Genomic DNA, 22,915 nt, shown 5'->3' with positions numbered 1-22,915 from the left:
ACGACCAGCCGCATGACGACACACACTGCGACCGGCATGGCCACTGGTATAACGACCCGCGCTGTTGCAGCCGCACTGCTGTGCGCGGCTGCGACGCTGTCGGGCTGCGCGGTGGTCGATCAAAGCCAGGCGCCGGCGTTTTCGAAGAACGACACCTGGGTGCTGTTGCCGCTGGCGAACAACACCGAGACGCCGCAGGCCGGGCAGCGCGCCGGGTCGATTGCACAGAGCCTGATGACGTCGTATGGCTACGCGAATCTCGCGCGCTATCCGGCTTCCGCCGACGACGAGACGCTGTTCGACCCCGCTAAACCCGATCAGCAGCAAGCCGCACTCGCGTGGGCGCGCCAGCAGAACGCGCGCTACGCACTGACCGGCGCGGTGAACGAATGGCGCTACAAGGTCGGCGTGGACGGCGAGCCGGCGGTCGGCCTGAGCTTTGCGGTGGTCGACGTGCAAAGCGGCAAGCAGGTGTGGAGCGCGGCCGGCAGCCGCACGGGCTGGAGCCGCGACGCGGTGTCGGGCGTTGCGCAGAAGCTCGAGCGCCAACTGCTCGCGCCGCTCACGCGCTAGGCGGCGATGACGCGCGCTGAAGCGAGGCCGCGTTCGGCGCGCCGCAGCGTGCGGTGCGGGCACGTCGAGCACGTCGAGCACGTCGAACACGTCGAACACGTCGAACACGTCGAACACGTCGAACACGTCGAACACGTCGAACACGTCGAACACGTCGAACACGTCGAACACGTCGAACACGTCGAGCACGTCGAACACGTCGAACACGCGAGGCCAGGCCACCGCATCGACCCGCGCATCAACCGCATCCAGCCGAACCGATCTCTCAGGCGATCACGATGAACACAAGCGCACCCGATCACGCGAAAGCAAGGCCGCATCGGCAGAAGCGCCGCCAGCAGCAGGGCGTCGGCGCAGGTTCGCGCTGGGCCCGCATCACGGCGCCGCCCGGCGGGCTCACGCGGCGCCGCGCGTGGGCAGTCCTCGAAACGCTGGTCGCCAGCGTCGCCGCGGTCGCACTGTGCGCCGCGTTCGCGCCGCACGATCCGCTGTTGATCGACAGCGGCTTCGGCTGGATCTGGCTGGTCCCGGTGCTGATCGCGCTGCGCTACGGCAGTATCGTCGGCGGCGTATCGGGGCTGGTGCTGCTGGCCGCGTGGTATTGGCTGTATCCGATGCGCGACGGCGCGCATCTGCTGCCGGTCGGGTTTTTTTTCGGCGGCTTCGTGCTGACGCTGCTGTGCGGCCAGTTCGGCGATATCTGGATCACGCGGCTGCGCGAAGCGCGCATCGCCAACGACTACCTGGCCGAACGCCTGTCGATCCTGACACGCAACCAGTTCATGCTGCGCCTGTCGCACGAGCGCCTCGAACAGGACCTGATGAGCCGGCCCGCGACGTTGCGCGATTCGCTGGTGCGGCTGCGCGCGCTGGCGCTGACCCAGGATCCGCTCGCCCAGCAGCAGGGCGAGATTGCGTTGCGCGGCGCGCAGCCGTTTCTCGATACGGCCGCGCAGGCATGCCAGTTCGACAGCGCGCGCGTCTATGCGTGGCGCGACGGCAAGCCGCTCGCCGAACCAGCCGCGTCGGTCGGTACGCCGTTCGAACTCGACCATACCGACCCGTTGCTGCTTGAAGCGCTCGAAGCGCGCACGCTCGCGCATATCGGCTCGGCCGCGCAGCAGCAGGCGGCGCAATCCGCGTATGTGGCCTGCGTGCCGCTGGTCGACGCGCAGCAGCAGATGATCGGCGTGCTGGTCGTCAAGAGCATGCCGTTCCTTGCGCTCAATAACGACAACCTGCAGTTCCTGCTGGTGCTGTGCCATTTCTATGCGGACGGCGTGCGCCACGCGGACGTCACGCGCGACGTGCTGCACGCGTTTCCTTCGTGCCCTTACGAGTTCGCGCTCGACTATGCGCGCCTCGTGCATCTGGCGGGTGCGTCGCGGGTCAAGTCGTCGCTGGTCGCGCTGGTGTTCAACAACGATGCAAATAGCCAGACGTGGTTCCAGCACGTGTTGCGAACCCGCCGCGCGCTCGACGCGCAGTGGGCGATCCGCGACGAACGCCAGCAGGCGATGCTGACGCTGATGCCGTTGTCGGGCGACGGCGCAGTGGATGGTTACCTGTTGCGCGTCGAGAGCAATATGCGCGCGCAGTACGGTGTCGATTTCGAAGCGGCGCGCGTCGCCGTGCATACGGCGAAGGTGCCGGCCCATCTGCAGGAGGGCGCGGCGGTCGAGACGCTGCGCGATCTGCTGGAGCGTTGCGATGTCCATCTCTGACCCGGCTTCCGGCAACGACGCGCGCGCCGAAGCGCATGGCGCAGGCAGCGCGAGCGGCAATCGCAGCGGCAATCGCAGCGGCAATCGCAGCGAAAATCGCAGCGAAAATCGCAGCGACGGCGATCGCGGCCGCAATGGCAACGGCGAAAATCGCGGCAACGGCAACGGCGGCGGCAACGGCAGCAAAAATCGCAGCGGCGGCGATCGCAGAGCCAACGACAACGACACTCGCCATGCCCGCGGCAGCGCCGGCGGCGCAGCACTCGCCGCGCTCGCCCTCGTGGTCGGCGTCGTGCTGCAGATTGCGGCCGCCGCCGACGCCGCGCGCAGCCTGTCCGACCCATCCGCGGAGCAGCTTGCCGGTCTCGTGCCGCCGGCACCCGATGCGCTCGCCGCGCACACCAACACGGCGCTGCTGCTCAGCTGCCTCGCGTTACAGGCAGCCGGCGCGCTATGCATCGCAGCGGGCAGCGTGCGGCTATTGCCGCCGCGCTATCGGCGCCCGCGCCGATCCCCGCTGGCCTATCTATGGCTGTTCAGTTTCGCGGTGCCGTTCGGCGGCCTGCTGTGCACGCTCGGCGCGTTCGCTCTGGCGGCGGCGCTGCCGCGCACCGAGCGCAACCGGCCGATCGACCTGATCTACGAGCCGGAGTTCGTCGCGAACCTGATGGGCACCGTCTCATACGGCCGCGGCGCGCGCCTGAAAGCGGAACTGCAGAACGCCGAGGCCTCGACGTCGTTTCGGATGACCGCGCTGCTGGCGATGCAATCGATGCCGGTGCGCACCGTATCGCCGTTATTGCAAAGCATGCTGGCCGATCCGCTCGACGACATCCGGCTGCTCGCGTACGGCATTCTCGACAGCCGTGAGAAACAACTGACGCAGCGCATTCTCGCCGAACGCGCGAGGCTCGACGGCAAGAGCCAGCCACCGGCGACCGGCGATGCATGGCGGCTCGCCAACAAGACGCTGGCCGAACTGTATGGCGAGCTGATCTACGAAAACCTCGTAACCGGCGACGTGTACCGCAATGCGGCCGAGCAGGCCGATGCGTATGCGCGCGCCGCACTCGAAGCCGACCCGGACGATGCCGCGCTATGGCGGCTGCGCGGGCGCCTCGCGCTCGACGCGCAGGATTGCGATGCCGCACAAACGCTGCTGGAACGTGCGATCGACCGCGGCTTCCCACGTGAGCGGATGTTGCCGTATCTGGCGGAGACCGCTTACGTGCGCCGCGATTTCGCGCACGTGCGGCAACTGCTTGCGCAGATCGATGCACGCAGCGCGCTGCCGACGCTGCAGCCGGTGCTCGCGTACTGGCAAACGGGCGCGGATACGCGCGGTTCAGCAGCGAGCGCCGCTGGATCAGGTGCAGCTGCTGGGGCGAACCCCGCTGCGTCGGGCCCTGGTAGGTCAGTGAGCGGTACGTCAGGCGCCGCAGCATCAGGCGCGGCTGCTTCGAGCGTCGCCACCCCAGGCGCCACCCAGCGGCCCACGTCCACATCGACACCCAGCGCCCGCTCAACCTGACGATGCCCACCCACGCACCGCTGCCATGACCCAGCCGACCTCCGCACCTGCCACCAGCGCACCCGCCGCGCCCGCGCATCCGCGCGCCGCATCGGCCGACATCTGCCTGCTGCTCGAAGGCACCTTCCCCTACGTGAGCGGCGGCGTATCGAGCTGGGTCAACCAGATCATCCGCGCGTTTCCGCAGTACACGTTCGCGCTGTGTTTTCTCGGCAGCCGCGCGCAGGACTACCCGAAGATGCCATACGCGCTGCCGGACAACGTCGTGCACCTGGAAGTGCACTACCTGTACGACTTCGCACCGCCACCCGCGGTCGCGCGACAACGCGGCGACGCATCCGCGTTCGTACGCGTGCGCGAACTGCACGAGCATCTGCGCATTCCGGCGATGCGCGACACCGCCGCGCGGATGCTGCGCGACATGCTCGACGACCTGCGCCCGGGCGGCGCACTCGGCGAGGACGCATTCCTGTACTCGAAAGAAGCGTGGTCGTACCTGACCGACCAGTATCGTCAGTTCTGCACGGACCCATCGTTCGTCGACTACTTCTGGACCGTGCGCGTGATGCACAAGCCGCTGTGGCAACTCGCGCAGATCGCCGAAGGACTGCCGCGCGCCGGCACCTTCCACACGGTATCGACCGGCTACGCCGGCTATCTTGGCGCGCTTGCGCGCTATCGGCAACAGCGCCCGCTGCTGGTGTCGGAGCACGGCATCTACACGAAGGAACGCAAGATCGACCTGTTCCAGAGCCAGTGGATTCGCGACAACCGCACCATCTTCGAGCGCGACGTCGCGCAGATCGGTTATTTCCGCGACCTGTGGGTGCGTTTTTTCGAAACGCTCGGACGGGTCTGCTACGACGCCGCGCACGACATCATCGCGCTGTACGAAGGCAACCGGCAGCGCCAGATCGGCGACGGCGCGCCGGCCGACAAGACCGCGAGCATTCCGAACGGCGTGAACCTCGCGCGCCTCGCGCCGCTGCGCGACAAGCGCGCACCCGGCGTGCCGAAAACACTGTGTCTGATCGGCCGCGTGGTGCCGATCAAGGACATCAAGACCTTCGTACGCGCAATGTTGACAGTAGTGCGCAGAATGCCCGGGGCCGAAGCGTGGATCGCCGGCCCGGAAGACGAAGACCCCTCGTACGCAGCCGAATGCCGCGCACTGGTCGAAAGCCTTGGCTTGCAGGACAAGGTGAAATTCCTCGGCTTTCAGAAAATCGACGAACTGCTGCCGAAATGCGGCGTGCTGGTGCTGAGTTCGATCTCCGAGGCGCTGCCGCTGGTGGTGCTCGAAGGCTATGCGGCGGGCGTGCCTTCGGTGACCACCGACGTCGGCTCGTGCCGCCAGCTGATCTACGGCCTGCCCGGCGACGACGAGGCGCTCGGCGCGGCCGGCCGCGTGGTGCAGATCGCCGACCCGCGCGCGCTGGCCGAGGCCGCGCTCGATCTGCTCGACGATGCGCACTGGCACGCGGCGCAACAGGCCGGCATCGCGCGCGTCGAGCGCTATTACGCGCAGGACCAGATGATCGGTTCGTACCGCACGCTGTACGAAAAACTGATCGCGCTGCCCGCGCTCGAGGCCGGCAGCGCGCCCGACGTGATCACAAAGATGCACGACCTGCAAACCGGATAAGGAGTCTCGCGTGGCCGGAATCGGATTCGAACTTCGCAAGATGCTGCGCCGCGATACGCTGCTGGGTCTGATGCAGGCTTACACGTACGCGGGGCTGATCAGCTCCGGGCCGTGGATCCTGTCGATCGTCGGGATCCTGATGATCGGCATGCTGAGCCTGCCGTTCGTGGTGCCGTCGTCGCTGATCGTGCAGTTCCAGGTGTCGGTCACGTATCTGATCGCACTGTCGCTGGTGCTGACCGGGCCGTTGCAGCTCGCGTACACGCGCTTCACGTCGGACCGGCTGTTCGAAAAACGCGACGACCTGATCCTGCCGAATTTCCACGCGGTCGCGCTGGTGATGACGGCGGCCGCCACCGTGCTCGGCGGCCTTGCAGTGTGGCGGCTCTTTCCCGCGCAAACCGCCGGCTACCGGCTGCTGATGCTGGCCGGCTTCGTGATTGTCGCGAACATCTGGATCGCGACGATCTTTCTGTCGGGCATGAAGCAGTACCGCGCGATCATCGTGGTGTTCCTGATCGGCTATGCGCTGACCACCGGCGCCGCGCTGACGCTGAACCGCTTCGGCCTGAACGGCCTGATGGGCGGTTTCGTGCTCGGCCAGACGGTGCTGCTCGCCGGCCTGCTGGTGCTGATCTATCGCGACTACCGCAGCGATCACTTCATCTCGTTCGAGGTGTTCGAAAAGCGCTACCGCTATCCGACGCTGATGCTCACCGGTTTGCTGTACAACCTGGGCATCTGGATCGACAAGTTCATGTTCTGGTATGCACCCGGCACCGGCCAGCTGGTGATCGGGCCGCTGCGCGCGTCGATCATCTACGACATCCCGGTGTTTCTCGCCTACCTCGCGATCATTCCGGGCATGGCCGTGTTCCTGCTGCGCATCGAAACCGACTTCGTCGAATACTACGACTCGTTCTACAAGGCGGTGCGCGAAGGCGCGTCGTTGCAGCATATCGAACGGATGCGCAACGCGATGGTCGCGTCGCTGCGCATCGGCCTGTGGGAAATCATCAAGGTGCAGACCATCGCGGCACTGATGCTGTTTGCCGCCGGCGCCGCGTTGCTGCAATGGCTGCGCATCTCGACGCTGTATCTGCCGCTGCTGTATATCGACGTGATCGCGGCCAGCATGCAGGTGGTGTTTATGGGCGTGATCAACGTGTTCTTCTATCTGGACAAGCGGCACATCGTGACCGGTCTGGTCGGCGCGTTCGTCGTGTTCAACGTGGTATTCACGTCGATCACGCTGGCGCTGAATCCGGCGTGGTACGGCTATGGCTTCGCGTGCGCGCTGCTTATCGTGGTGCTCGCGAGCCTTTATTTACTCGACCGTAAATTAAATACGCTCGAGTACGAAACGTTCATGTTGCAGTGAGCACGCCGAAAGCGGGAGGGCCGCGTGAAATATGCAATGCCTGTTATTGGCTACGTATTTTCCCGATCTCCGGCAGGCAGTGTCCTGATATTGCCACGCATTATTTGCATTGCATATCCGGCCTGCATATTGTGAAGAAAATTAATCAAAGCATCTAGTAACGATTTAGCGCCCCATATAAAGTGGCTAAAAAAAGTGACGACTAACAAATTCGGCGCGGCATAAGCGCATGGGTGCGCACTGCATGCGCCCGAACCTGAGGGAGAGCAAATGAAGAAGCCATCACGCGTCGTGGTGATGCTAGCGGCTGCGGCGCTGGTCATCGGTCCGCTACAGCCGTTGGCGGAAGCCGCGGTGTATTCGAACGGCACGGCAACCGCCACCTTCACCGTCACGCTGACGTTGCAGGCGAACTGTTCGATTACTGCCAACCCGCTGAACTTCGGCACCAATGGCGTGCTCGGTACGGCGATCAACCAGCAGACCACCGTCGCGGTAACCTGCACGAATACCACGCCGTACAACGTCGGCCTCGATGCGGGCACGGTCACGGGTTCGTCGGTGACCAGCCGTCTGATGGCCGGCACCGCGACCGGCAACACCACCACCACGGTCGGCTTCCAGCTGTATCAGGACGCGGGCCGCACGGTGATCTGGGGCAATACGCAAAGCACCAATACGGTGGCGGGCACCGGCTCCGGCTCCGCGCAATCGCTGACCGTGTTCGGCCAGGTGCCTGCGCAAGCGACGCCGCGTCCGGACACGTATCAGACCACGGTGACCGCAACGGTCTTCTTCTGACCGTGCGGCGCATGACGATGCAGCGCGCCGCTCGCCGGGCCGCGCGGCTGACGGCCGTATGGCCGGCGCCGGCGGTTGGCTGTGCGGTGCGCGACGAGACGCACGATGAGGCGCGTGACGAGACGCGTGAAGCGATGCGCGGTGCCGTTCGTGCGGTTCGTTTTGCTTGGCTTCGCAGATCGCTGGCCCGTTTGCTTGCGCTGCTTGCGCTGCTTGTGCTATTCGCCGCCGCATGTTGCCTTGCCGACCGCGCCGCCGCAGCGACGCTGCAGATCTCGCCGGTCACTGTCGAGATCGCACCGGACGTCAACGCGGTCGGCATCACGCTCGCCAATCCGGGCGATACGCCGCTGTACGGCCAGGTGCGCGTGTTCCGCTGGGACCAGCAGCAGGGCGACGACGCACTGACGCCGACCCAGGACGTGGTCGCCAGCCCGCCGCTGATCCAGGTCGCCGGACACGCCGAGCAACTGGTGCGGCTGGTGCGCACCGCGCCGCGCACGGCCGGCGAGCAGTGCTACCGGCTGCTGATCGACGAATTGCCGCCGCCCGACCAGCCCGCTGCCAACGGCGTGACGATCCGGCTGCGCTACTCGGTGCCGGTGTTCGTCGAACCGGCCGGCGCGGTGGCTGCACCGCGGCTCACGTGGCGGATCGCGAAGAGCGGCAACGACTGGCTGTTGCGGGTCGACAATGCGGGCGCGAAGCGCGCGCAGATCGCCGCGGTGCAGCTCGTCACCTCGACCGGCAAGGTGTACGAGCTCAACAAGGGCTTGCTCGGCTACGCGCTCGCAGGTCGCGGCCGGCAGTGGCAGATTCCGCTGCCCGGCGATGCGGATCTGAGCGGCGCGGTGAAGGTTCGCGCGTCGGTGAATGCGCTGCCCGCAGAGGCGCTCGTCACCATCGATCAGGGAGGCTAGCGCGGCCGCCGCCCGGTGCGCGGAACGGAGGAGTACAAGCATGACCAGTCGCCAAACCAGGGATGAAAACCAGACGACAGTCGGACCGGCTTGGACATGCAGCGCGCGCTGCCGCGCTGGCGGCGGCGAGCCTTGCGGCGACATATGCGGCGCAGGCGCAGGTGCAGACGCAAACCGGCGGCGGTGCGGGCGTGGCGCGCGGCACAGCGCAGCCCGCGGTGCCGTTGCAGGCCGTGGCGGGAGCGACAGCGCAGGCCGTGGCGCAGCCATCTGCGCAGGTCAGGGCGCCGGCTTCGGCACAGCCCGTGGCGCAGCCGTCAGCACAGGTCCTGGCGCAGGCTTCAGCACAGGTCCTGGCGCAGGCTTCAGCACAGGTCCTGGCACAGGCTTCAGCACAGCCGGTGGCGCAAGCTTCAGCACAGCCGGTGGCGCGGGCAGCACAGGTCATCGCACAGGCCGTAGCGCAGCCCTCAACGCTGCAACTGGGCGCGGCCGCGGCGGCGCCCAGCGCAAGCGCGCCGGCCATGACCACCGCATGGGCCGCGAACCCGGACGACCCGAATGCGCCGCTGCTGCGACTGGCGGACGCGAGCGTGTCCAGCGCTGCCGCCCCGCGTGACCTGTACCTCGAAGTGAAGGTGAACGGAGAACGCACTTCGTCGATCGTGCATCTGCGCGAGGAAGGCGGCCATCTGATCGCGACCGGCCGCGACCTCGACGAACTCGGCGTCACCACCGACCGGCTCAATCTGAAGCCCGATCAGGACGTGCGGCTCGACGCCGTGCCGGGCCTGCAATACCACTACGATCCGGCGGCGCAAACCATCGATCTGCACGTGGCCGATGCGATTCGCAAGCCATTTCGCTTCGATACGCGCGAGATCGTGGCGCCGCCGCCGGCCGCATCGTCGCGCGGTTTCCTGATCAACTACGATGCGTTCGTGCAGTCCGAAACGGATGCGCAACTGTCGCTCTACACCGAGGAGCGCTACTTCGATCCGAACGGCGTGTTCAGCAATACCGGTGTCGCCTATCTGTACAGCGGCAACCAGCGCTACACGCGTTACGACACGTCGTGGAGCCATTCGAATCCGGCCACGCTGACCACCACGGAGCTGGGCGACACGATCACGTCGTCGCTCGACTGGACCCGCTCGATCCGCATCGCGGGCTTCCAGTGGCGCAGCAACTTCGCGCTGCGGCCGGACCTCGTCACGTTTCCGGTGCCGTCGCTGTTCGGCACCGCGGTGGTGCCGTCGTCGGTGGACCTGTATATCAACAGCGTGCGGCAATTCAGCGGCAATGTGCCGAGTGGCCCGTTCATCGTCAACGACGTGCCGGGCATCACCGGCGCCGGCAATGCGACCGTGATTACGCGCGACGCGCTCGGCCGCACGGTGTCGACCTCGGTGCCGCTCTACGTCGATACGCGGCTGCTCGCGCCGGGTCTGTCGAGCTATTCGTTCGAAGCGGGCTTTTTGCGGCGCAACTTCGGCATCGAATCGTTCAACTACGATCCGGTGCCGGCCGTCAGCGGGTCGCTGCGGCGCGGTGTGTCCGATTCGTTGACCGTCGAGGCGCACGCCGAAGCGACCGGCGGCCTCGTCAATGCGGGCGGCGGCGCGCTGCTGCGCCTCGGCATGGGCGGCGTGTTCAACGCAGCGTTTGCCGCCAGCGCCGGGCGTCTGAACGGCGTGCAGGGGAGCCTCGGCTATCAGTACATCACGCCGCATTTTTCGCTCGACGCGCAGACCATCCGCGCGTTCGCCAACTACGGCGACCTCGCCGCGCGCGACGGCACGCCGGTGCCCGACGCAACCGACCGCGTGACGCTGACGCTGCCGGTATTCAGCGGCCAGACGCTGTCGCTCAGCTACATCGGCTTTCGCGTACCGCATACGCCGAGCTCGCAGATCGGCTCGGTCGCGTACATGCTGAATCTGGGCACACTCGCGTCGCTGAACCTGAGCGCATATCAGGACTTCCACCAGCGCGGCACGCGCGGCGTATTCGCCACGCTGTCGATCGGCCTTGGCCACAACACGTCGATCAACGCGACGGTCGGCCGGCAAAACGGCGAGTCGAACTACAACGTCACTGCGCTGCGGCCGCCCGATTACAACGGCGGCTGGGGCTGGGGCGTACAGGCCGGCGGCGCCGGCGCGGTGCCGTTCCGTCAGGCGCAGCTGCAGTATCTCGGCCGTTATGGCCAGGCGACGGTGGTCGGTCAGCAGATCGACGGCCGCGCCAGTGCATCGCTCGACCTGAACGGCGCGTTCGTGCTGATGGACGGCGCGCTCGAGGGCGCGCGCCGGATCGACGACGGTTTCGCGCTGGTGTCGACCGACGGCGTGCCCGGCATTCCGGTGCTGCACGAGAACCGCGTGATCGGCATCACCGACAACGGCGGGCATCTGCTGATTCCGGACCTGAACGCGTACCAGCACAACCAGGTCGGCATCGACGCGATGAAGCTGCCGGCCGATGCGCGCATTGCCGATACGTCGAAAGACCTGGTACCGCAATCGCAGTCCGGCGTGCTCGCGCATTTCGGCGTGACGCGTTACAGCGCGGCATCGATCATCGTGCACGGACCGGACGGCAAGGTGTTGCCGGCCGGCGCGCGCGTGCATCACGTAGAGAGCGGCAAGGACTCGATCATCGGCTACGACGGCATCACGTTTATCGACGGCTTGCAGCCGGACAACCATCTGCTGATCGATAGCGGCGCGCTGCACTGCGAGGTCGAGTTCGCATACCGGCAGCCGCGCGACGGCTCGCTGCCGACCTTCGGGCCGCTGATCTGCGAGCCGCGCCCGATCGCGCAAAGCGGCGCGGACGGAGGCAACCCGTGATGCGCAGGCTGTTCGTCGTGCTGGTGTTTCTGCTGTGCGCGGGCTTCACGAGCCATGCGCAGGCGCAAAGCTGCACGGCGAGCCCGTCGGGCGTGATGTTCGGCACGGTGAGCCCGATCGCGCTCAGCGCGGTGGCCAACACCGGCACGATCAATATTACGTGCACGTGGCCGGCCATCACGCTGACGCCGAGCGTGCTGGTGTGCCTGAATCTGACTGGCCCCAGTCCGCGTGCGTTGACCAATGGCACAAACTCGCTGAACTACGACCTGTTCACCGATTCCGGACACACGGTGAAGTGGGGTTCGGCACAGGCGGGCGGCACACCGTTATCGGTAACATTGAACAAGCCTGCCGGTACCGTACAGACCGCGAGCGTCACCTTCTTCGGCCAGGTGGCCGCGAACCAGCCGACCGTGCCGAGCGTGAACAGCTCGGACACCATTTATAGCGAGACGGTACCCGCGGCGAATACGTCGCTGAATTTTAGCTTCTACGTGCTGATCGCGCCGACCTGCGCGACGCTTGCGACCAGCAACGGCAGCTTCTCGTTCACGAATACCGCGACCGTGACCAACAACTGCAACATCACGGCGACCAACATGGGCTTTACGCCCAGCGGCGTGCTGAAATCGGCGCTCACGGCGAGCAGTTCGATTACCGCGCGCTGCACCAACGGCGACATGTGGCGCATCGGGCTGAGTGCAGGGTCGAGCGGCAATGTGGCTGCACGGCAGATGCAGCGGGCGGGCGGCGGCGGGGCGGTCAACTACCAGCTGTACACGGATTCGGGCCGCACCACCGCATGGGGTGACGGCACCGGCGGCACGACCACGGTGACCGGCGCGGGCACCGGCAACCAGCAGGTGATCACCGTGTTCGGCCAGGTGCCCGCGCAGACCACGCCCGCGCCGGGCGACTACAGCGACACGATTACCGCGACGATCACGTTTTGAGCTGAGCTGATACCAACCGGATCAGAAACCGACCGTCCAGACCGCCCCGCGCCCATTGGGCGTAGCGAGCTGCATGGTGGACGGTGCTTCGGTCGGATCAGCGGGCGTTTGCGCGATGCCGTACGGCTCGCCGTGCAGGCAGGTGACGACCGGCTTGAGCAGCGCCACGCCGTTGTCGGACTGGATCATGCAGCTTTGCGGCACGACGAGGCTCACCGCCATCGACGCATAGTCGGTGCTGTGCGCGGCGAGCGGCGCGACCGAGACGGCAAGCAGGACGGCGCCGCGCGCGGCGCGGGCGGCACGATGCAAAACGCAACCAGAATCAGGACGGCACATGGCAAAAGGGCGGACAGACGTTAAACAGAAAAACTCGCAGAAGACTCGCGAAAAACTCGCGCAAATCCAGCCCGCGTTAACGGCAGATCGTCCCGGAAGTTTAGACCGAAGCCGCGCATCGTAGCGGCATCGATCCGGCAAATGTGACGCGTCTTGTTGCGCGTTGCGACAACGAAGTTGCGCCGCCCGCAATCGGAGCCGCGCTTTGTGCTGGCGGGCCGCCATTCTTCAGCCAGAATGTGTGGCTGTCGCGCGGCCTGAGGTCGGCGCTGCGGCCAGGTAATGCATCTGCGCGTTACACGTGAGCGTCGCTGCGCTCACGCATCAGTTACGTCTGAATCTCACACCCATCCCGCGCGCAGCAGTGCCTCGCATCACGCGGCGAACGCAGGCACGCGCCGCGCGGTACCTTCGTCGTCCGCGAGCCGGAACACCGCGACCGCGTCGCGCAGCGTGCGCGCCTGATCCTCCAGCGCATGCGCGGCGGCGCTCGCCTGTTCGACCAGCGCCGCGTTCTGCTGTGTCACTTCGTCCATCTGCGTGACCGCGTGCGATACCTGGTCGATGCCGTTGGTCTGCTCATTCGTCGCGGCGGCGATCTCGCCCATGATGTCGGTGACGCGCTTCACCGAGCCGATGATGTCATTCATCGTCTGGCCCGCTTCGCCGACCAGCGTGGTGCCGACCTTCACGCGCTCGACCGATTGCTCGATCAGCTGCTTGATCTCCTTGGCCGCGCTCGACGAACGCTGCGCGAGGCTGCGCACTTCCGCGGCGACCACCGCGAAACCGCGCCCCTGTTCGCCGGCGCGCGCCGCTTCCACCGCCGCATTCAACGCGAGGATGTTGGTCTGGAACGCGATGCCTTCGATGATGCTGATGATGTCGTTGATCCGGCCCGAGCTTTCGTCGATGCCGTTCATCGTGTCGACCACGCGCTGCACGACGTCGCTGCCTTTGTCCGCGGTGCCGGACGCGCTCTTCGACATGGTGGCCGCTTCGCGCACGTGGTCGGCGTTCTGTTTGACGGTGCCGGACAACTGCTCCATGCTCGCCGCGGTCTGTTGCAGCGACGCGGCCTGTTCCTCGGTGCGGGCGGACAGATCGAGGTTGCCGGCCGCCACCTCGCGCGTCGCGGTGGCGATCGCGTCGCTGCCCTGGCGCACGGTGCGCACCGTATGAATCAGGCTGTCGCGCATTTTCGCGAGGCCCGCCATCAGCTGGCCCATTTCGTCGCGCGTCAGCACGTCGACGCGATGCGTGAGGTCGCCCGCCGCGATGTGTTCGAAGTGCGCCAGCGCGGCCTGCAGCGGCCGCGCAATCGCGCGGCGCAGCGTGTGCCAGCTGACGAATGCGGCGATGAGGCCGAACCCCAGCGCGCCGACAATCACGCCGCGATACAGCGTGAATGCGTGCTGCTGCGCTTCGTAATCGGCTTTCGCCGCGGAAATCTGGAACGCGCGCAGCTTGCTGCCGGCACTGTTGAAGTCTGCGTACAGATCGTTGTTCTTCAGCGCGGCGCGCATGATGGACGGCCGGTCGCCGCTGCGGATCGCGTTGGCGAAATCGTCGAGGCCCTGGTCCATCGCGGCGCGGCTCTTCACGACGTTCTGGGTGAGCCGGTCTTCGTCGGCGCTGCGCGGCAGTGCCAGATATTGGGCCCACAGCGCCTGCGATTGCGCCGCGAAGCCATGTGATTTGGTGATGATGCCGTCGATATCGGGCGCGCCCGGGTCGAGTGCTGCGCGCAGCAGCGCGGCGCGCTGGCGGGTGAGTACGATCTCCGAATCGCCGATGTAAGTGGCGCGTGGCAGCTTGTTGCTATACGTATCGCGGTTTGCGTCGTTGCTGCTCGACATGCCGGTCAGCCCGAGCAGGCCAACCAGTAACAACAGACAGCCAAGCAAAACCATTGCGACGGCCAGTCGCGTCCTGATGGATATTTTCATGGAGTCTCCAGCGCTGCGGCGGAGTGCGTTGCGGCTCGCACTTTCGTTTGTTGTTCAGTGGGTAACGGCGTGCCGCGCGGGAAACTTTAGGGCTTAGGGGCGCCGGGTGTGGGATGTGCCGTGCGAGCAGCAGGTGGCGACGGAAAGCATTGAGTGTCGCGCGCGAATTTGACCTGCGCTGGCAACGGCGCTTTCCTCGGGGCAAGCGGCGCCGGCGCGGTACGCGGTACGCGGTACGCGGTTTGCGCTCTGTCATGGGTGTCGCAACCGAGATGAAGGAGGTCCGTATGAGCAGCACCTTGAACCCCGATGAACAGGAACCGCAAGTGGTCAGGCAGACCGCGCACACCACCGGCGCGCTTGGCCCGAGCGATTCGTCCGATAGCGGCAGCGATGTGCAGGGCGCGAAGCGCCATGAATTCGACCGCGACAGCGAACTCGACAACCATGCGCTCGAAACCGGAGACGAAGAGCTCGCGAGCGATTCCGACCGCGCGGGGACTGGCGAACGCGCCGCGGCCGATGGCGATTCGACCCTCGACGTGAACCGCGATATCGACGTGGATCGCGTGATCGACCCGTTCGAGCGCGCGGCAGCGGATGACGGCGATGCGGTGGAGGGCATCGATGACGACGATGACGCGCCCGGCCGCGATGACGACGAGCCGGTGCCGCGCCGAAAATAGTGCGCGGTGTGCGGCCGGCCGGGCGCGCGCCTTGCGCACCGGACAGTTGCCGCACGGCGCCGCGCGTGCCGCGCCGAAGAAGGGCCATCTTTCAACCTCATGCGTTGAGTAGACGCTGGATAGAGGAGGCATCATGTCGCTCATTGTTGCCGCACGTTTCACTACGTTCCCGGCTGCCGAGGCAGCCGCCGGGCGCCTTTTCTCAAGCGGTTTTGTCGAACAGGACGTGTCGCTGTTTTTCGTCAATCCGAGCGGCCAGCACGCGCGCTACCCGATCGGCGGCGACCAGAACAAGGACGCCGCATCTACCGACGCGCCTAAAGGTGCCGGCATAGGTGTCACGCTCGGTGCGGTGGCCGGCGCGGCCGTTGGTGTAGCGATTTTCGCAACGTTTGCCGCGCCGCTGCTGGTTTCTGCGATCGCCGCGGGCGTTGGCGCTTATGTAGGATCGCTGATCGGCGCGATGTATCGCACGCGCGGTGGCGGCAAGCATCCGCATGTCGAACCGGTGGATCACGAGACACGCGAGTCTGGCGTGCTGCTCGCGGTACACGTGACGCCGGAAACACAGCACAGTGCCGTGCAAACGCTGCGCGAAGCGGGTGGCGTGGCTATTGAACGCGCTAGCGGCCGCTGGCAGCAGGGACGCTGGGCCGATTTCGATCCGACCCGGGCGCCGGTCGAGCTCGACGAACGGCACGCGTGACAGAAGCGGCGGCGAAAAGCGGCGGCGAAAAGCGGCGGCGAAAAGCGGCGGCGAAAAGCGGCGGCGAAAAGCGGCGGCGAAAAGCGGCGGCGAAAAGCGGCGGCGCGCCGCGATACCGGCGGCGCGCCGCGCGCGTGGTCGGTGGCGGCGGCGGAACTGCCGCAGGCGGCGCTACCGCGGCACAAGCGTGGTTTGTGCCGCGTCCGCCTGCGAGGGTGGCTTCGTGCCAGCCACATCGGCCTGTTCTCCCCACCCGCCGCCAAGCGCCTTATACAGCGCCACCAGATCGGCACTGACCTGAGTCGTACTCTGCGCGTATTGCTGCCGCACCTGCGACAACTGCCGCTCCGCATCCAGCACATCGATAAAGCTGACGATGCCTTCGCGATAACTATCGCGCGCCAGCTCGAACGCATCCTGCTGCGCGGCGCTGCTGCGTCCGAGCGCCGTGCGGCGCGCCTGATCGGTGCGATACACAGCAAGCGCGTTGTCGACGTCGCGTAGTGCGAGCAACACCGTCTTGCGGTATTCGAGCGCGGCCTGCGCCTGTTCGGCCTTCGACACCTTCAGGTTCGCGACCAGCGCGCCACCCTGAAAAACCGGCAGCGAGATCGACGGCCCGAACGAATAGAACAGATTCGACCAATGCGCCAGATCGCTCGCATGGGTACCGCGCAGGCCGATCTGTCCGGTTAGCGAGATGTCCGGGTAAAACTGGGCGACTGCGACGCCAACGTTCGCCGTAGCCGCATGCAACTGCGCTTCCGCGCGGCGAATGTCGGGACGCCGCCGCGCCAGCGTGGCCGGTACTCCGGTGGCCACGCTCGGCGGCACCGGCGGCACCGCGCCGGGCGCGGACAACTCGTTGTCGAGCGTGCCTGGCGGCTCGCCGAGCAGATACGCGAGGCCGTTCAGCGCCTGCACGATCTGTTGCTCGAATTGCGGCAACTGCGCACGCGTCTGTTCGAGTTGTGCCGCCGCGTTCTGTACATCCTGCTGGCTCGCGAGGCCGACCTTCGCCTGGCTTTGCGTGAGCGTCAGCACGCCGTTCTGTTCGTCGACCAGACGCTTCGCGATGTCGAACTGCGCCTGCGCGCCACGCAACTGCACGTAGGTCTGCGCGACCTCGCCTTCGAGCGACAATAACGCGTCGTTGCGGCTTTCGATGGCCGCCTCAGTCTGCGCGTTGGCCGCTTCGACCGAGCGCCGCACGCGGCCGAACAGATCGAGTTCCCATGACGCGTCGAAGCCGGCCTGCCACAGGTTGACCGGCGCGCTCAGCTGGTCGAGCAGGTCGTTCGCACCGCGCTGCGCGGCTGCGCCCGCGCCCGGCGAGATCTGGTCGAGCGGTGAACCGGGTGCGCCGAGCTGGTTGACGCGGCCATACACGTCTTCCGATTCGAGGAAGCCTTTGATGCCGAGCTGTTCGCGCGTATAGCTGCCGGTCGCGCGCAGGTTCGGCAGGCCTTGCGCGGCGGCGCCTTGAGTCTGCGCGCGTGCCTCGGCGATGCGCAGCACCGCTTCGCGCAAGTCGAGGTTGCTGCGCGCGGCGCGCTCGATCAGCTGGTCGAGTGTCGCGTCGTGGAAATTGCGCCACCACTGCGGATCGGGGTCCGAGTCTTCGGTGGGTTGCGACGGAACCGGGTCGGGCGCGGCGGTGGGCGCCACCGACGATGCGGCCGACGGCGCGGCCGAAGTGGATGGCGCGGAAGCCAGTATCGGTGCCGCTGCCGCGCCGGTCGCACGCGGCGCCGAGGCGCTCGTGGCAGGCGCGTTGGCATAGGTCGCCGCGCCGTTCGCACCGCCGGCTGCCGCGCGTTGCGGATCGCGCCAGTGCGCGGGCTGCTCGGCGCCGAGTCCGTCGGGTGCCTTGAAGTCCGGGCCGACCGCGCAGGACGCGAGCAACGATGACAAAAGCGCTGACAGCAGCGCAGCGCCGGCGCACTGGATCATGCGCGGCGCGCGAAGAGCGCGGCGACTGACCGCGTCAACGTCGCCATCGCCGCGATCGCCGCCATCACCGCTGTGCGATCGATCCGCTCCATCACGAAAGCCTCTGCCTTCGTCCATATCAATGTGCTCCGCCGCCGGCCGCCTTGGCCGGCGAAAAGAAAAACGTGAGCGGGATGCAGAGAATGCAAAAGATCGACAGCATCGCGAACACGTCGACATACGCGAGAATCGTCGCCTGCGTGATGAAGGTGGTATAGAGGCGACCGGTGGCGGTCTGCAGTGCCTGCGCCATCGGCTGGCCGGTGAGCTCCGTCACCGTGTGCGCGCTCCTTTGCAGCGCGTCGTTGAAGTTCTGCGACAGCGGCGTCATGTGCTCGGCGAGGTGCGCCATACGCGCCTGGGTGCGCTCGCGAATCAGTGCGGTCGACAGCGATATGCCGATCGATCCCGCCACGTTGCGGCACATCGTGAACAGCGCCGAGGCGTCGTTGTTCAGGCGCTTGGGCACGGTCAGATACGCAAGCGTCGTGATCGGCACAAACAGAAAACCGATCGCGAGCGATTGCGCGCTGCGCATCTGCACCAGCGTCGTGTAGTCGATGTCCGGTGTCAGCGTATGCGCGTAGGCGAGCGCGAGCGCCATCAGCAGGAAGCCGACAGTCAATAGCGAGCGCGTCTGCACATACGGCATCAGGCGGCTGACGATCGGTATCTCCAGCGTGATCAGGATCGCGCCCGGCGACAGCACGAGGCCCGCGAGCGTCGCGGTATAGCCGAGCTGCTGCTGGGCGAGCTGCGGCACCAGCACCGCGCTGCCGTACAGGATCACCGCGAATACCGCGATCGATGCGCAGCCGAGCGCGAAGTTGCGGTCCTTCAGGCAGCGCAGGTCGACCACCGGTTTTTTCGTGTACAGCAGCCACACGATCGCGCCGCTGATGCCGGTCACCGCAAGCGCCGTGAACAGGCGAATGAAGTTCGAACTGAACCAGTCGTCGTCTTCGCCGCGGTCGAGCATCACCTGCAGGCAGCCGAGGCCAATCGCGATCAGCCCGATGCCGATGTAATCGATGCTGACCTTGCCTTTCTTCTTGCGCTCCCAGGGAGGATCTTCGACCAGTTGCATCACCGCCAGCGAGGTCAGGATGCCGACCGGCACGTTCAGCAGGAACACCCAGCGCCACGTGAAGTTGTCGGTGATCCAGCCGCCGAGCGTCGGCCCCAGCACCGGTGCGACGACGATCGCGATCGCCGAGATCGAGAATGCGCGGCCGCGCTGCGCGGCGGGGAAGGTGTCGAGAATGATCGACTGCTGGTTCGGCTGCAGCCCGCCGCCGAAGAAACCTTGCAGCAGACGGAACAGGATCAGCTGCCACAGGTCGGTGGCAATGCCGCACAGGAACGAGCAGATCGTGAACGCGATGATGCAGATCACGAAGTAGCGCTTGCGCCCAAGCAAGCGGGCGAAGAACGCGGAGATCGGCAACACGATGCCGTTGGCGACCAGATACGACGTGAGCGTCCAGGTCGCTTCGTCGTAGCTTGCGGACATGGTGCCGGCGATATGCGGCAACGCGACGTTGACGATCGTGGTGTCCAGCACTTCCATGAAGGCCGCGAGCGTGACGACGATTGCAATCAGCCACGGGTTCGCGGAAGGGCGCCAGGTGTCGTCGCGCGCGGGGCTTGGTCCGTTCGCGTCGTTATGGGTTGTGCTCATTGGCGTCTCTATCGCGCGCGCAGCGCGCGCGTTTCCTGTCGATCATCGATGGTTTCCGCAGTGAGTGAGTTGGGTGAAAAAACCGCTGGAAAAAACCGCTCAGCCGGATCGATCAGCAAAGACCACGCCCGATGCTTTCAGGCGCCGCGGTGCGCGACGATCCGCGCCACCAGCGGCAGATGGTCCGACGCCACGCGCGCGAGCGCGCTGCGATGCACATGCACGTCGAGCAGGCGCTCGACCGGGTGCATCCAGATGCGGTCGAGCGAAAACACCGGCCAGCGCGACGGAAACGTGCGCGGCGCAGGCGCGGCCTTGAAATGCGTGACGAGCATGCGTAGCGCGATGCCCCACACGAACCATTCGTTGATATCGCCCAGCAGGATCACCGGCAGCGCCGGCGTATCGAACGCGGCGATCAGCGATGCGATCTGCGCGCGCCGCTCGCGCGCGGATAGCCCGAGATGGGTCGCGACGATGCGTAGCACACCGCTCGCGCTGTCTACATCGACGTCGAGCGCGCCACGCGCCTCGCGTTTGCCGAACGACAGGTTCAGCGTGCGCGCGGCGCGCACCGGCAGACGCGTCAGCACCGCGTTGCCAAAGCGGCGTTCGGGCGTATCGAGCGTCGGCCCGGCAATCGCGTGCATGCCGGTGGCCGCTTGCAGTTCGGGCAGCACGTCGGGCCCGTGCGCGCCGCCGAGCGGCACCTCCTGCAGCGCGACGATGTCCGCGTTCAGTTCGCCGATCACTTGCGCGATACGTTGCGGTGCGCGCACGCCGTCGCAGCCGATCGCACCATGAATGTTGTAGGTGGCGATGCGTAGCACGCTCGCAGCGGTGTCAGCTGCGGCATGCACGTGGGCAGGTTCGACGAGAAACGGGCTCGGGCTCATCAGCGGCGCGCGAAGAAGCGTTGCAGCGCGATCGACATGCCCACCAGCACCGCGCCGATCGTAGCCACCAGCGCAAGCCCGGCCGGCGACGGATGATGCACGGCGGCGACCAGCTGATGGGCAAAGCTGGTGGCAAGCACGATGCCCGGCGTCATGCCGGTCAGCGTGCCGAGCATGTAATCGCGAAAGCCGATATGCGATGCGCCGGCCACCAGATTGAGCACGGTGAACGGCGCCACCGGCACCACCCGCGCGATTACCACCGCGACGAAGCCTTTGCTGCCGAGCCGCTCGCTCAGACGGTTGATCCGCGTGCCTGCGAGACGCCGCACCGCGTCGTGGCCGAGCGATGCGCCGGCGTAGTAGGTGAGGGCGGCGGAGATCAGCGTGCCGGCCAGCGCATACAGACTGCCGGCGAGCGCGCCAAACACGAAGCCGCTGACGGCGATCAGCAGCGTGACCGGTACCGACACGCTGGCCGCCAGCGCATACACCACGACGATCGCCAGCGGGCCGAGATGCGAGTCTTGCAACTGCTGTGCTTCGTGCACCAGCGCGGTAAAACTCAGCAGATCGCCGAGCGGCGTGAAGCGCCATAACACCGAGACAAGCGCGACCACCAGCGCGAATCCGCCGAGCACCAGCAGCTTGCCGCGCAAGGGGCGGCTTTCGGCTTCGGGCAAAAACTGGCGCACCAGTTCGCGTGGTGCGAGCGGCGCTTCAGCATCGAACACCGACATCCGCTCGCTTAGCTCGTCGAGCTCGGCGGGCGCGTCCGGGTCGAGTGGCGACAGCGTGCGTTCGCCGTGGCGCAATGCGGCGATTGCCGCGTTCAGGCGCGAGTGGGCGAGCTTATCGGCAACTGCTTCGGGCGTGACGTCCAGATGCTCCGCGAGCAGCCGGTTGCGCACGGTCGCGATCATCGCGCGTACCCGCGGGTCGCCGCGTGCATCGAGCGCGATATTGCATTCGGTGTCGAGCACCATCGAGCGGTTGTTCAGATTCGCGCTGCCGATTACAAGGTATTCGTCGTCGACGATCATCAGCTTGCTGTGCACGTTGATGAATTCGTCCGGGCCGATGCCGCCGATCGCCGGCGCATACATCGCATAACGGCCGTGGCGGTCGGCGCGCTTCATCAACTGGTGCAGCCGCGCGCGCATCACGCCCATCGTCGCGTGCTGCAGCCAGCCGGTCTGCCGTTCGGGGCCGACCACCGCGATGTCCGGACCCTCGGCCGCTTCGAGGCGCGCGGCCAGCGCGTTGCCGATCCCGCTGGCGGTGAAGTATTGGTTCTCCAGATAAATGTGCTCGCGTGCCGCGGCAATTGCCTCCAGATATTGCTGCTCGATCTGGCGTACGGCTGGGCGCCCGTCGTACGCGGGTTCGGTGAGCGCGATGCCGAGTTCGACGTCGCCGATGTCGGCGCGGACGTGGGGCGGCCACGGGTCGGTGTGGTCTTCGGCGGCACGCGGTTGCGGTGCCGGGGCGGCAGCGTCTGCCAGCGGCGGCACATCGACCGGCTGTGGCGACGCGCGGCGCCAGCGCTCGCGCACCAGTTCGCCGAGCGCCTGCGCCGCCGCGCCGTCGAACATCGCCTGCACGTCGTGCATCGGCTGGTACTGTGCCGCGTCCGGATTGCGCCTGAGCAAGGTCTGCGGATGATGCGCGGGTGTATCCCAGCGCGAACTGGTCAGGTCGATGCCGCCCGCGAACGCGAGCCGGTCGTCGATCACGACGAGCTTCTGATGATGCGACGCGCCCAGCGGATGCCGGCCATCGAGCTTGAATGTGATGTGCCGGTGCGTGCGCCAGCCGAGCTTGTAGACCGGCAACCATTCGCGTTCGAATGCATACAGCATGGCGAAATCCCATGCGAGCACGTAGATACGCAAGTCGCGCCGCCGCTCGACCAGCGCGCACAGAAAATCGGCGAGTTTGGCGGGCAGGCCGTCGCGCGCGCCGGCGGGGATCAGTTGCAGACGGCTATCGATGTCCCAGCCGACGATGAAGATCGTGTCGCGCGCACGTAACATCGCGGCGCGCAGCGCCGTGAAGTAATCGGCAGCGTCGATCAGCACGCGAAAGCGCTCTGCATGACGCAGCCATGCGCAGGTGCGGCCGGGCGCCAGCCACGCGCCGTCGCTCGCGCTTCGCGCATTCGCATCGGCCGGCAGCGCTGCGGTGTGGCCGTGTTGCAGCGGAAGCCCGGCGTCGGTCGGATCGGCCAGGGGCGTTTTCATCGGTGTTCAGGCAACCAGGATGGCTCGGCCCACTGAG

17 protein-coding genes and 1 pseudogene are annotated in these 22,915 nt (G+C 66.6%); 12 read left to right on the top strand and 6 right to left on the bottom strand.

Annotated elements, in window-relative coordinates; all coding sequences use genetic code 11:
• Window positions 1-12 precede the first annotated feature (12 nt).
• The 10 genes and pseudogenes from ACYVNQ_RS32705 to ACYVNQ_RS32660 all read left to right on the top strand — a co-directional run bounded on the left by ACYVNQ_RS32705 (window position 13) and on the right by ACYVNQ_RS32660 (window position 12,386).
• Entirely contained in the window at window positions 13-573 is a 561-nt protein-coding gene (locus ACYVNQ_RS32705; RefSeq protein WP_460908900.1) for a penicillin-binding protein activator LpoB, read from the top strand.
• Between the two features lie 6 nt (window positions 574-579).
• On the top strand, window positions 580-855 hold the full coding sequence (locus tag ACYVNQ_RS32700) for a hypothetical protein (protein WP_460908898.1): 276 nt from the start codon (window positions 580-582) through the stop codon (window positions 853-855).
• The gene (locus ACYVNQ_RS32695; RefSeq protein ID WP_460908896.1) at window positions 852-2,297 is read left to right on the top strand and encodes a PelD GGDEF domain-containing protein; all 1,446 of its coding nucleotides are present in this window, start codon (window positions 852-854) and stop codon (window positions 2,295-2,297) included. Before ACYVNQ_RS32700 ends, ACYVNQ_RS32695 begins: the two co-directional genes overlap by 4 nt.
• A 331-nt stretch (window positions 2,298-2,628) precedes the next feature.
• Window positions 2,629-3,618 (top strand): annotated as a pseudogene (locus tag ACYVNQ_RS32690) (tetratricopeptide repeat protein); the annotation flags it as partial.
• Window positions 3,619-3,853: 235 nt separating this feature from the next.
• On the top strand, window positions 3,854-5,473 hold the full coding sequence (gene pelF / locus ACYVNQ_RS32685; RefSeq protein ID WP_460908894.1) for a GT4 family glycosyltransferase PelF: 1,620 nt from the start codon (window positions 3,854-3,856) through the stop codon (window positions 5,471-5,473).
• A gap of 10 nt (window positions 5,474-5,483) precedes the next feature.
• A complete protein-coding gene (pelG, locus tag ACYVNQ_RS32680; RefSeq protein ID WP_460908892.1) occupies window positions 5,484-6,854 on the top strand; it encodes an exopolysaccharide Pel transporter PelG in 1,371 nt (456 codons plus the stop codon).
• 297 nt (window positions 6,855-7,151) lie between these two features.
• Entirely contained in the window at window positions 7,152-7,655 is a 504-nt protein-coding gene (locus tag ACYVNQ_RS32675; protein ID WP_460911170.1) for a Csu type fimbrial protein, read from the top strand.
• Between the two features lie 134 nt (window positions 7,656-7,789).
• Entirely contained in the window at window positions 7,790-8,575 is a 786-nt protein-coding gene (locus ACYVNQ_RS32670) for a fimbrial biogenesis chaperone (RefSeq protein ID WP_460911168.1), read from the top strand.
• Window positions 8,576-8,637: 62 nt separating this feature from the next.
• Complete coding sequence (locus ACYVNQ_RS32665) at window positions 8,638-11,430, top strand: fimbria/pilus outer membrane usher protein (RefSeq protein WP_460908890.1); 2,793 nt, start codon at window positions 8,638-8,640, stop codon at window positions 11,428-11,430.
• The gene (locus ACYVNQ_RS32660; protein ID WP_460911165.1) at window positions 11,430-12,386 is read left to right on the top strand and encodes a Csu type fimbrial protein; all 957 of its coding nucleotides are present in this window, start codon (window positions 11,430-11,432) and stop codon (window positions 12,384-12,386) included. The genes ACYVNQ_RS32665 and ACYVNQ_RS32660 overlap by 1 nt, the downstream gene beginning before the upstream one ends.
• 21 nt (window positions 12,387-12,407) lie before the next feature.
• Here ACYVNQ_RS32660 and ACYVNQ_RS32655 read toward each other — a convergent pair whose 3' ends face one another.
• Both ACYVNQ_RS32655 and ACYVNQ_RS32650 read right to left on the bottom strand, forming a co-directional pair.
• Complete coding sequence (locus ACYVNQ_RS32655; RefSeq protein WP_460908888.1) at window positions 12,408-12,698, bottom strand: hypothetical protein; 291 nt, start codon at window positions 12,696-12,698, stop codon at window positions 12,408-12,410.
• 401 nt (window positions 12,699-13,099) lie between these two features.
• Window positions 13,100-14,674 carry a methyl-accepting chemotaxis protein gene (locus ACYVNQ_RS32650; RefSeq protein ID WP_460908886.1) on the bottom strand — a complete coding sequence of 525 codons (1,575 nt, stop codon included), beginning with the start codon at window positions 14,672-14,674 and terminating at the stop codon, window positions 13,100-13,102.
• 287 nt (window positions 14,675-14,961) lie between these two features.
• Between ACYVNQ_RS32650 and ACYVNQ_RS32645 the strand changes: the two genes are divergently transcribed.
• Both ACYVNQ_RS32645 and ACYVNQ_RS32640 read left to right on the top strand, forming a co-directional pair.
• Complete coding sequence (locus ACYVNQ_RS32645) at window positions 14,962-15,360, top strand: chemotaxis protein (RefSeq protein ID WP_460908884.1); 399 nt, start codon at window positions 14,962-14,964, stop codon at window positions 15,358-15,360.
• A gap of 133 nt (window positions 15,361-15,493) precedes the next feature.
• Window positions 15,494-16,066, top strand: coding sequence for a hypothetical protein (locus tag ACYVNQ_RS32640; protein WP_460908882.1), 573 nt, complete (start codon window positions 15,494-15,496; stop codon window positions 16,064-16,066).
• Between the two features lie 171 nt (window positions 16,067-16,237).
• On the opposite strand, the gene ACYVNQ_RS32635 is transcribed toward ACYVNQ_RS32640, so the two are convergent.
• From ACYVNQ_RS32635 to ACYVNQ_RS32620, 4 genes are all read right to left on the bottom strand, one after another.
• The gene (locus ACYVNQ_RS32635) at window positions 16,238-18,019 is read right to left on the bottom strand and encodes an efflux transporter outer membrane subunit (RefSeq protein ID WP_460908880.1); all 1,782 of its coding nucleotides are present in this window, start codon (window positions 18,017-18,019) and stop codon (window positions 16,238-16,240) included.
• A gap of 118 nt (window positions 18,020-18,137) precedes the next feature.
• A complete protein-coding gene (locus ACYVNQ_RS32630; RefSeq protein ID WP_460908878.1) occupies window positions 18,138-19,739 on the bottom strand; it encodes a DHA2 family efflux MFS transporter permease subunit in 1,602 nt (533 codons plus the stop codon).
• Between the two features lie 137 nt (window positions 19,740-19,876).
• Window positions 19,877-20,635, bottom strand: coding sequence for an endonuclease/exonuclease/phosphatase family protein (locus ACYVNQ_RS32625; RefSeq protein ID WP_460908876.1), 759 nt, complete (start codon window positions 20,633-20,635; stop codon window positions 19,877-19,879).
• Window positions 20,635-22,878, bottom strand: coding sequence for a VTT domain-containing protein (locus tag ACYVNQ_RS32620; RefSeq protein WP_460908874.1), 2,244 nt, complete (start codon window positions 22,876-22,878; stop codon window positions 20,635-20,637). Before ACYVNQ_RS32620 ends, ACYVNQ_RS32625 begins: the two co-directional genes overlap by 1 nt.
• Between the last annotated feature and the right edge of the window lie 37 nt (window positions 22,879-22,915).

The sequence above is a fragment of the Paraburkholderia jirisanensis genome (assembly GCF_054782355.1).
The sequence above is the reverse complement of the archived record's forward strand: the minus strand, read 5'-3'. Positions and strand labels throughout refer to the sequence as shown.

Bases quoted from the DNA above. Each gene is read 5' to 3' on its own strand.
- ACYVNQ_RS32705 (WP_460908900.1), top strand. From the start codon at position 13: ATGACGACACACACTGCGACCGGCATGGCCACTGGTATAACGACCCGC.
- ACYVNQ_RS32700 (WP_460908898.1), top strand. From the start codon at position 580: ATGACGCGCGCTGAAGCGAGGCCGCGTTCGGCGCGCCGCAGCGTGCGG.
- ACYVNQ_RS32695 (WP_460908896.1), top strand. From the start codon at position 852: ATGAACACAAGCGCACCCGATCACGCGAAAGCAAGGCCGCATCGGCAG.
- pelF (WP_460908894.1), top strand. From the start codon at position 3,854: ATGACCCAGCCGACCTCCGCACCTGCCACCAGCGCACCCGCCGCGCCC.
- ACYVNQ_RS32675 (WP_460911170.1), top strand. From the start codon at position 7,152: ATGCTAGCGGCTGCGGCGCTGGTCATCGGTCCGCTACAGCCGTTGGCG.
- ACYVNQ_RS32670 (WP_460911168.1), top strand. From the start codon at position 7,790: ATGCGCGGTGCCGTTCGTGCGGTTCGTTTTGCTTGGCTTCGCAGATCG.
- ACYVNQ_RS32665 (WP_460908890.1), top strand. From the start codon at position 8,638: ATGAAAACCAGACGACAGTCGGACCGGCTTGGACATGCAGCGCGCGCT.
- ACYVNQ_RS32660 (WP_460911165.1), top strand. From the start codon at position 11,430: ATGCGCAGGCTGTTCGTCGTGCTGGTGTTTCTGCTGTGCGCGGGCTTC.
- ACYVNQ_RS32650 (WP_460908886.1), bottom strand. From the start codon at position 14,674: ATGAAAATATCCATCAGGACGCGACTGGCCGTCGCAATGGTTTTGCTT.
- ACYVNQ_RS32645 (WP_460908884.1), top strand. From the start codon at position 14,962: ATGAGCAGCACCTTGAACCCCGATGAACAGGAACCGCAAGTGGTCAGG.
- ACYVNQ_RS32640 (WP_460908882.1), top strand. From the start codon at position 15,494: ATGTCGCTCATTGTTGCCGCACGTTTCACTACGTTCCCGGCTGCCGAG.
- ACYVNQ_RS32635 (WP_460908880.1), bottom strand. From the start codon at position 18,019: ATGATCCAGTGCGCCGGCGCTGCGCTGCTGTCAGCGCTTTTGTCATCG.
- ACYVNQ_RS32630 (WP_460908878.1), bottom strand. From the start codon at position 19,739: ATGAGCACAACCCATAACGACGCGAACGGACCAAGCCCCGCGCGCGAC.
- ACYVNQ_RS32625 (WP_460908876.1), bottom strand. From the start codon at position 20,635: ATGAGCCCGAGCCCGTTTCTCGTCGAACCTGCCCACGTGCATGCCGCA.
- ACYVNQ_RS32620 (WP_460908874.1), bottom strand. From the start codon at position 22,878: ATGAAAACGCCCCTGGCCGATCCGACCGACGCCGGGCTTCCGCTGCAA.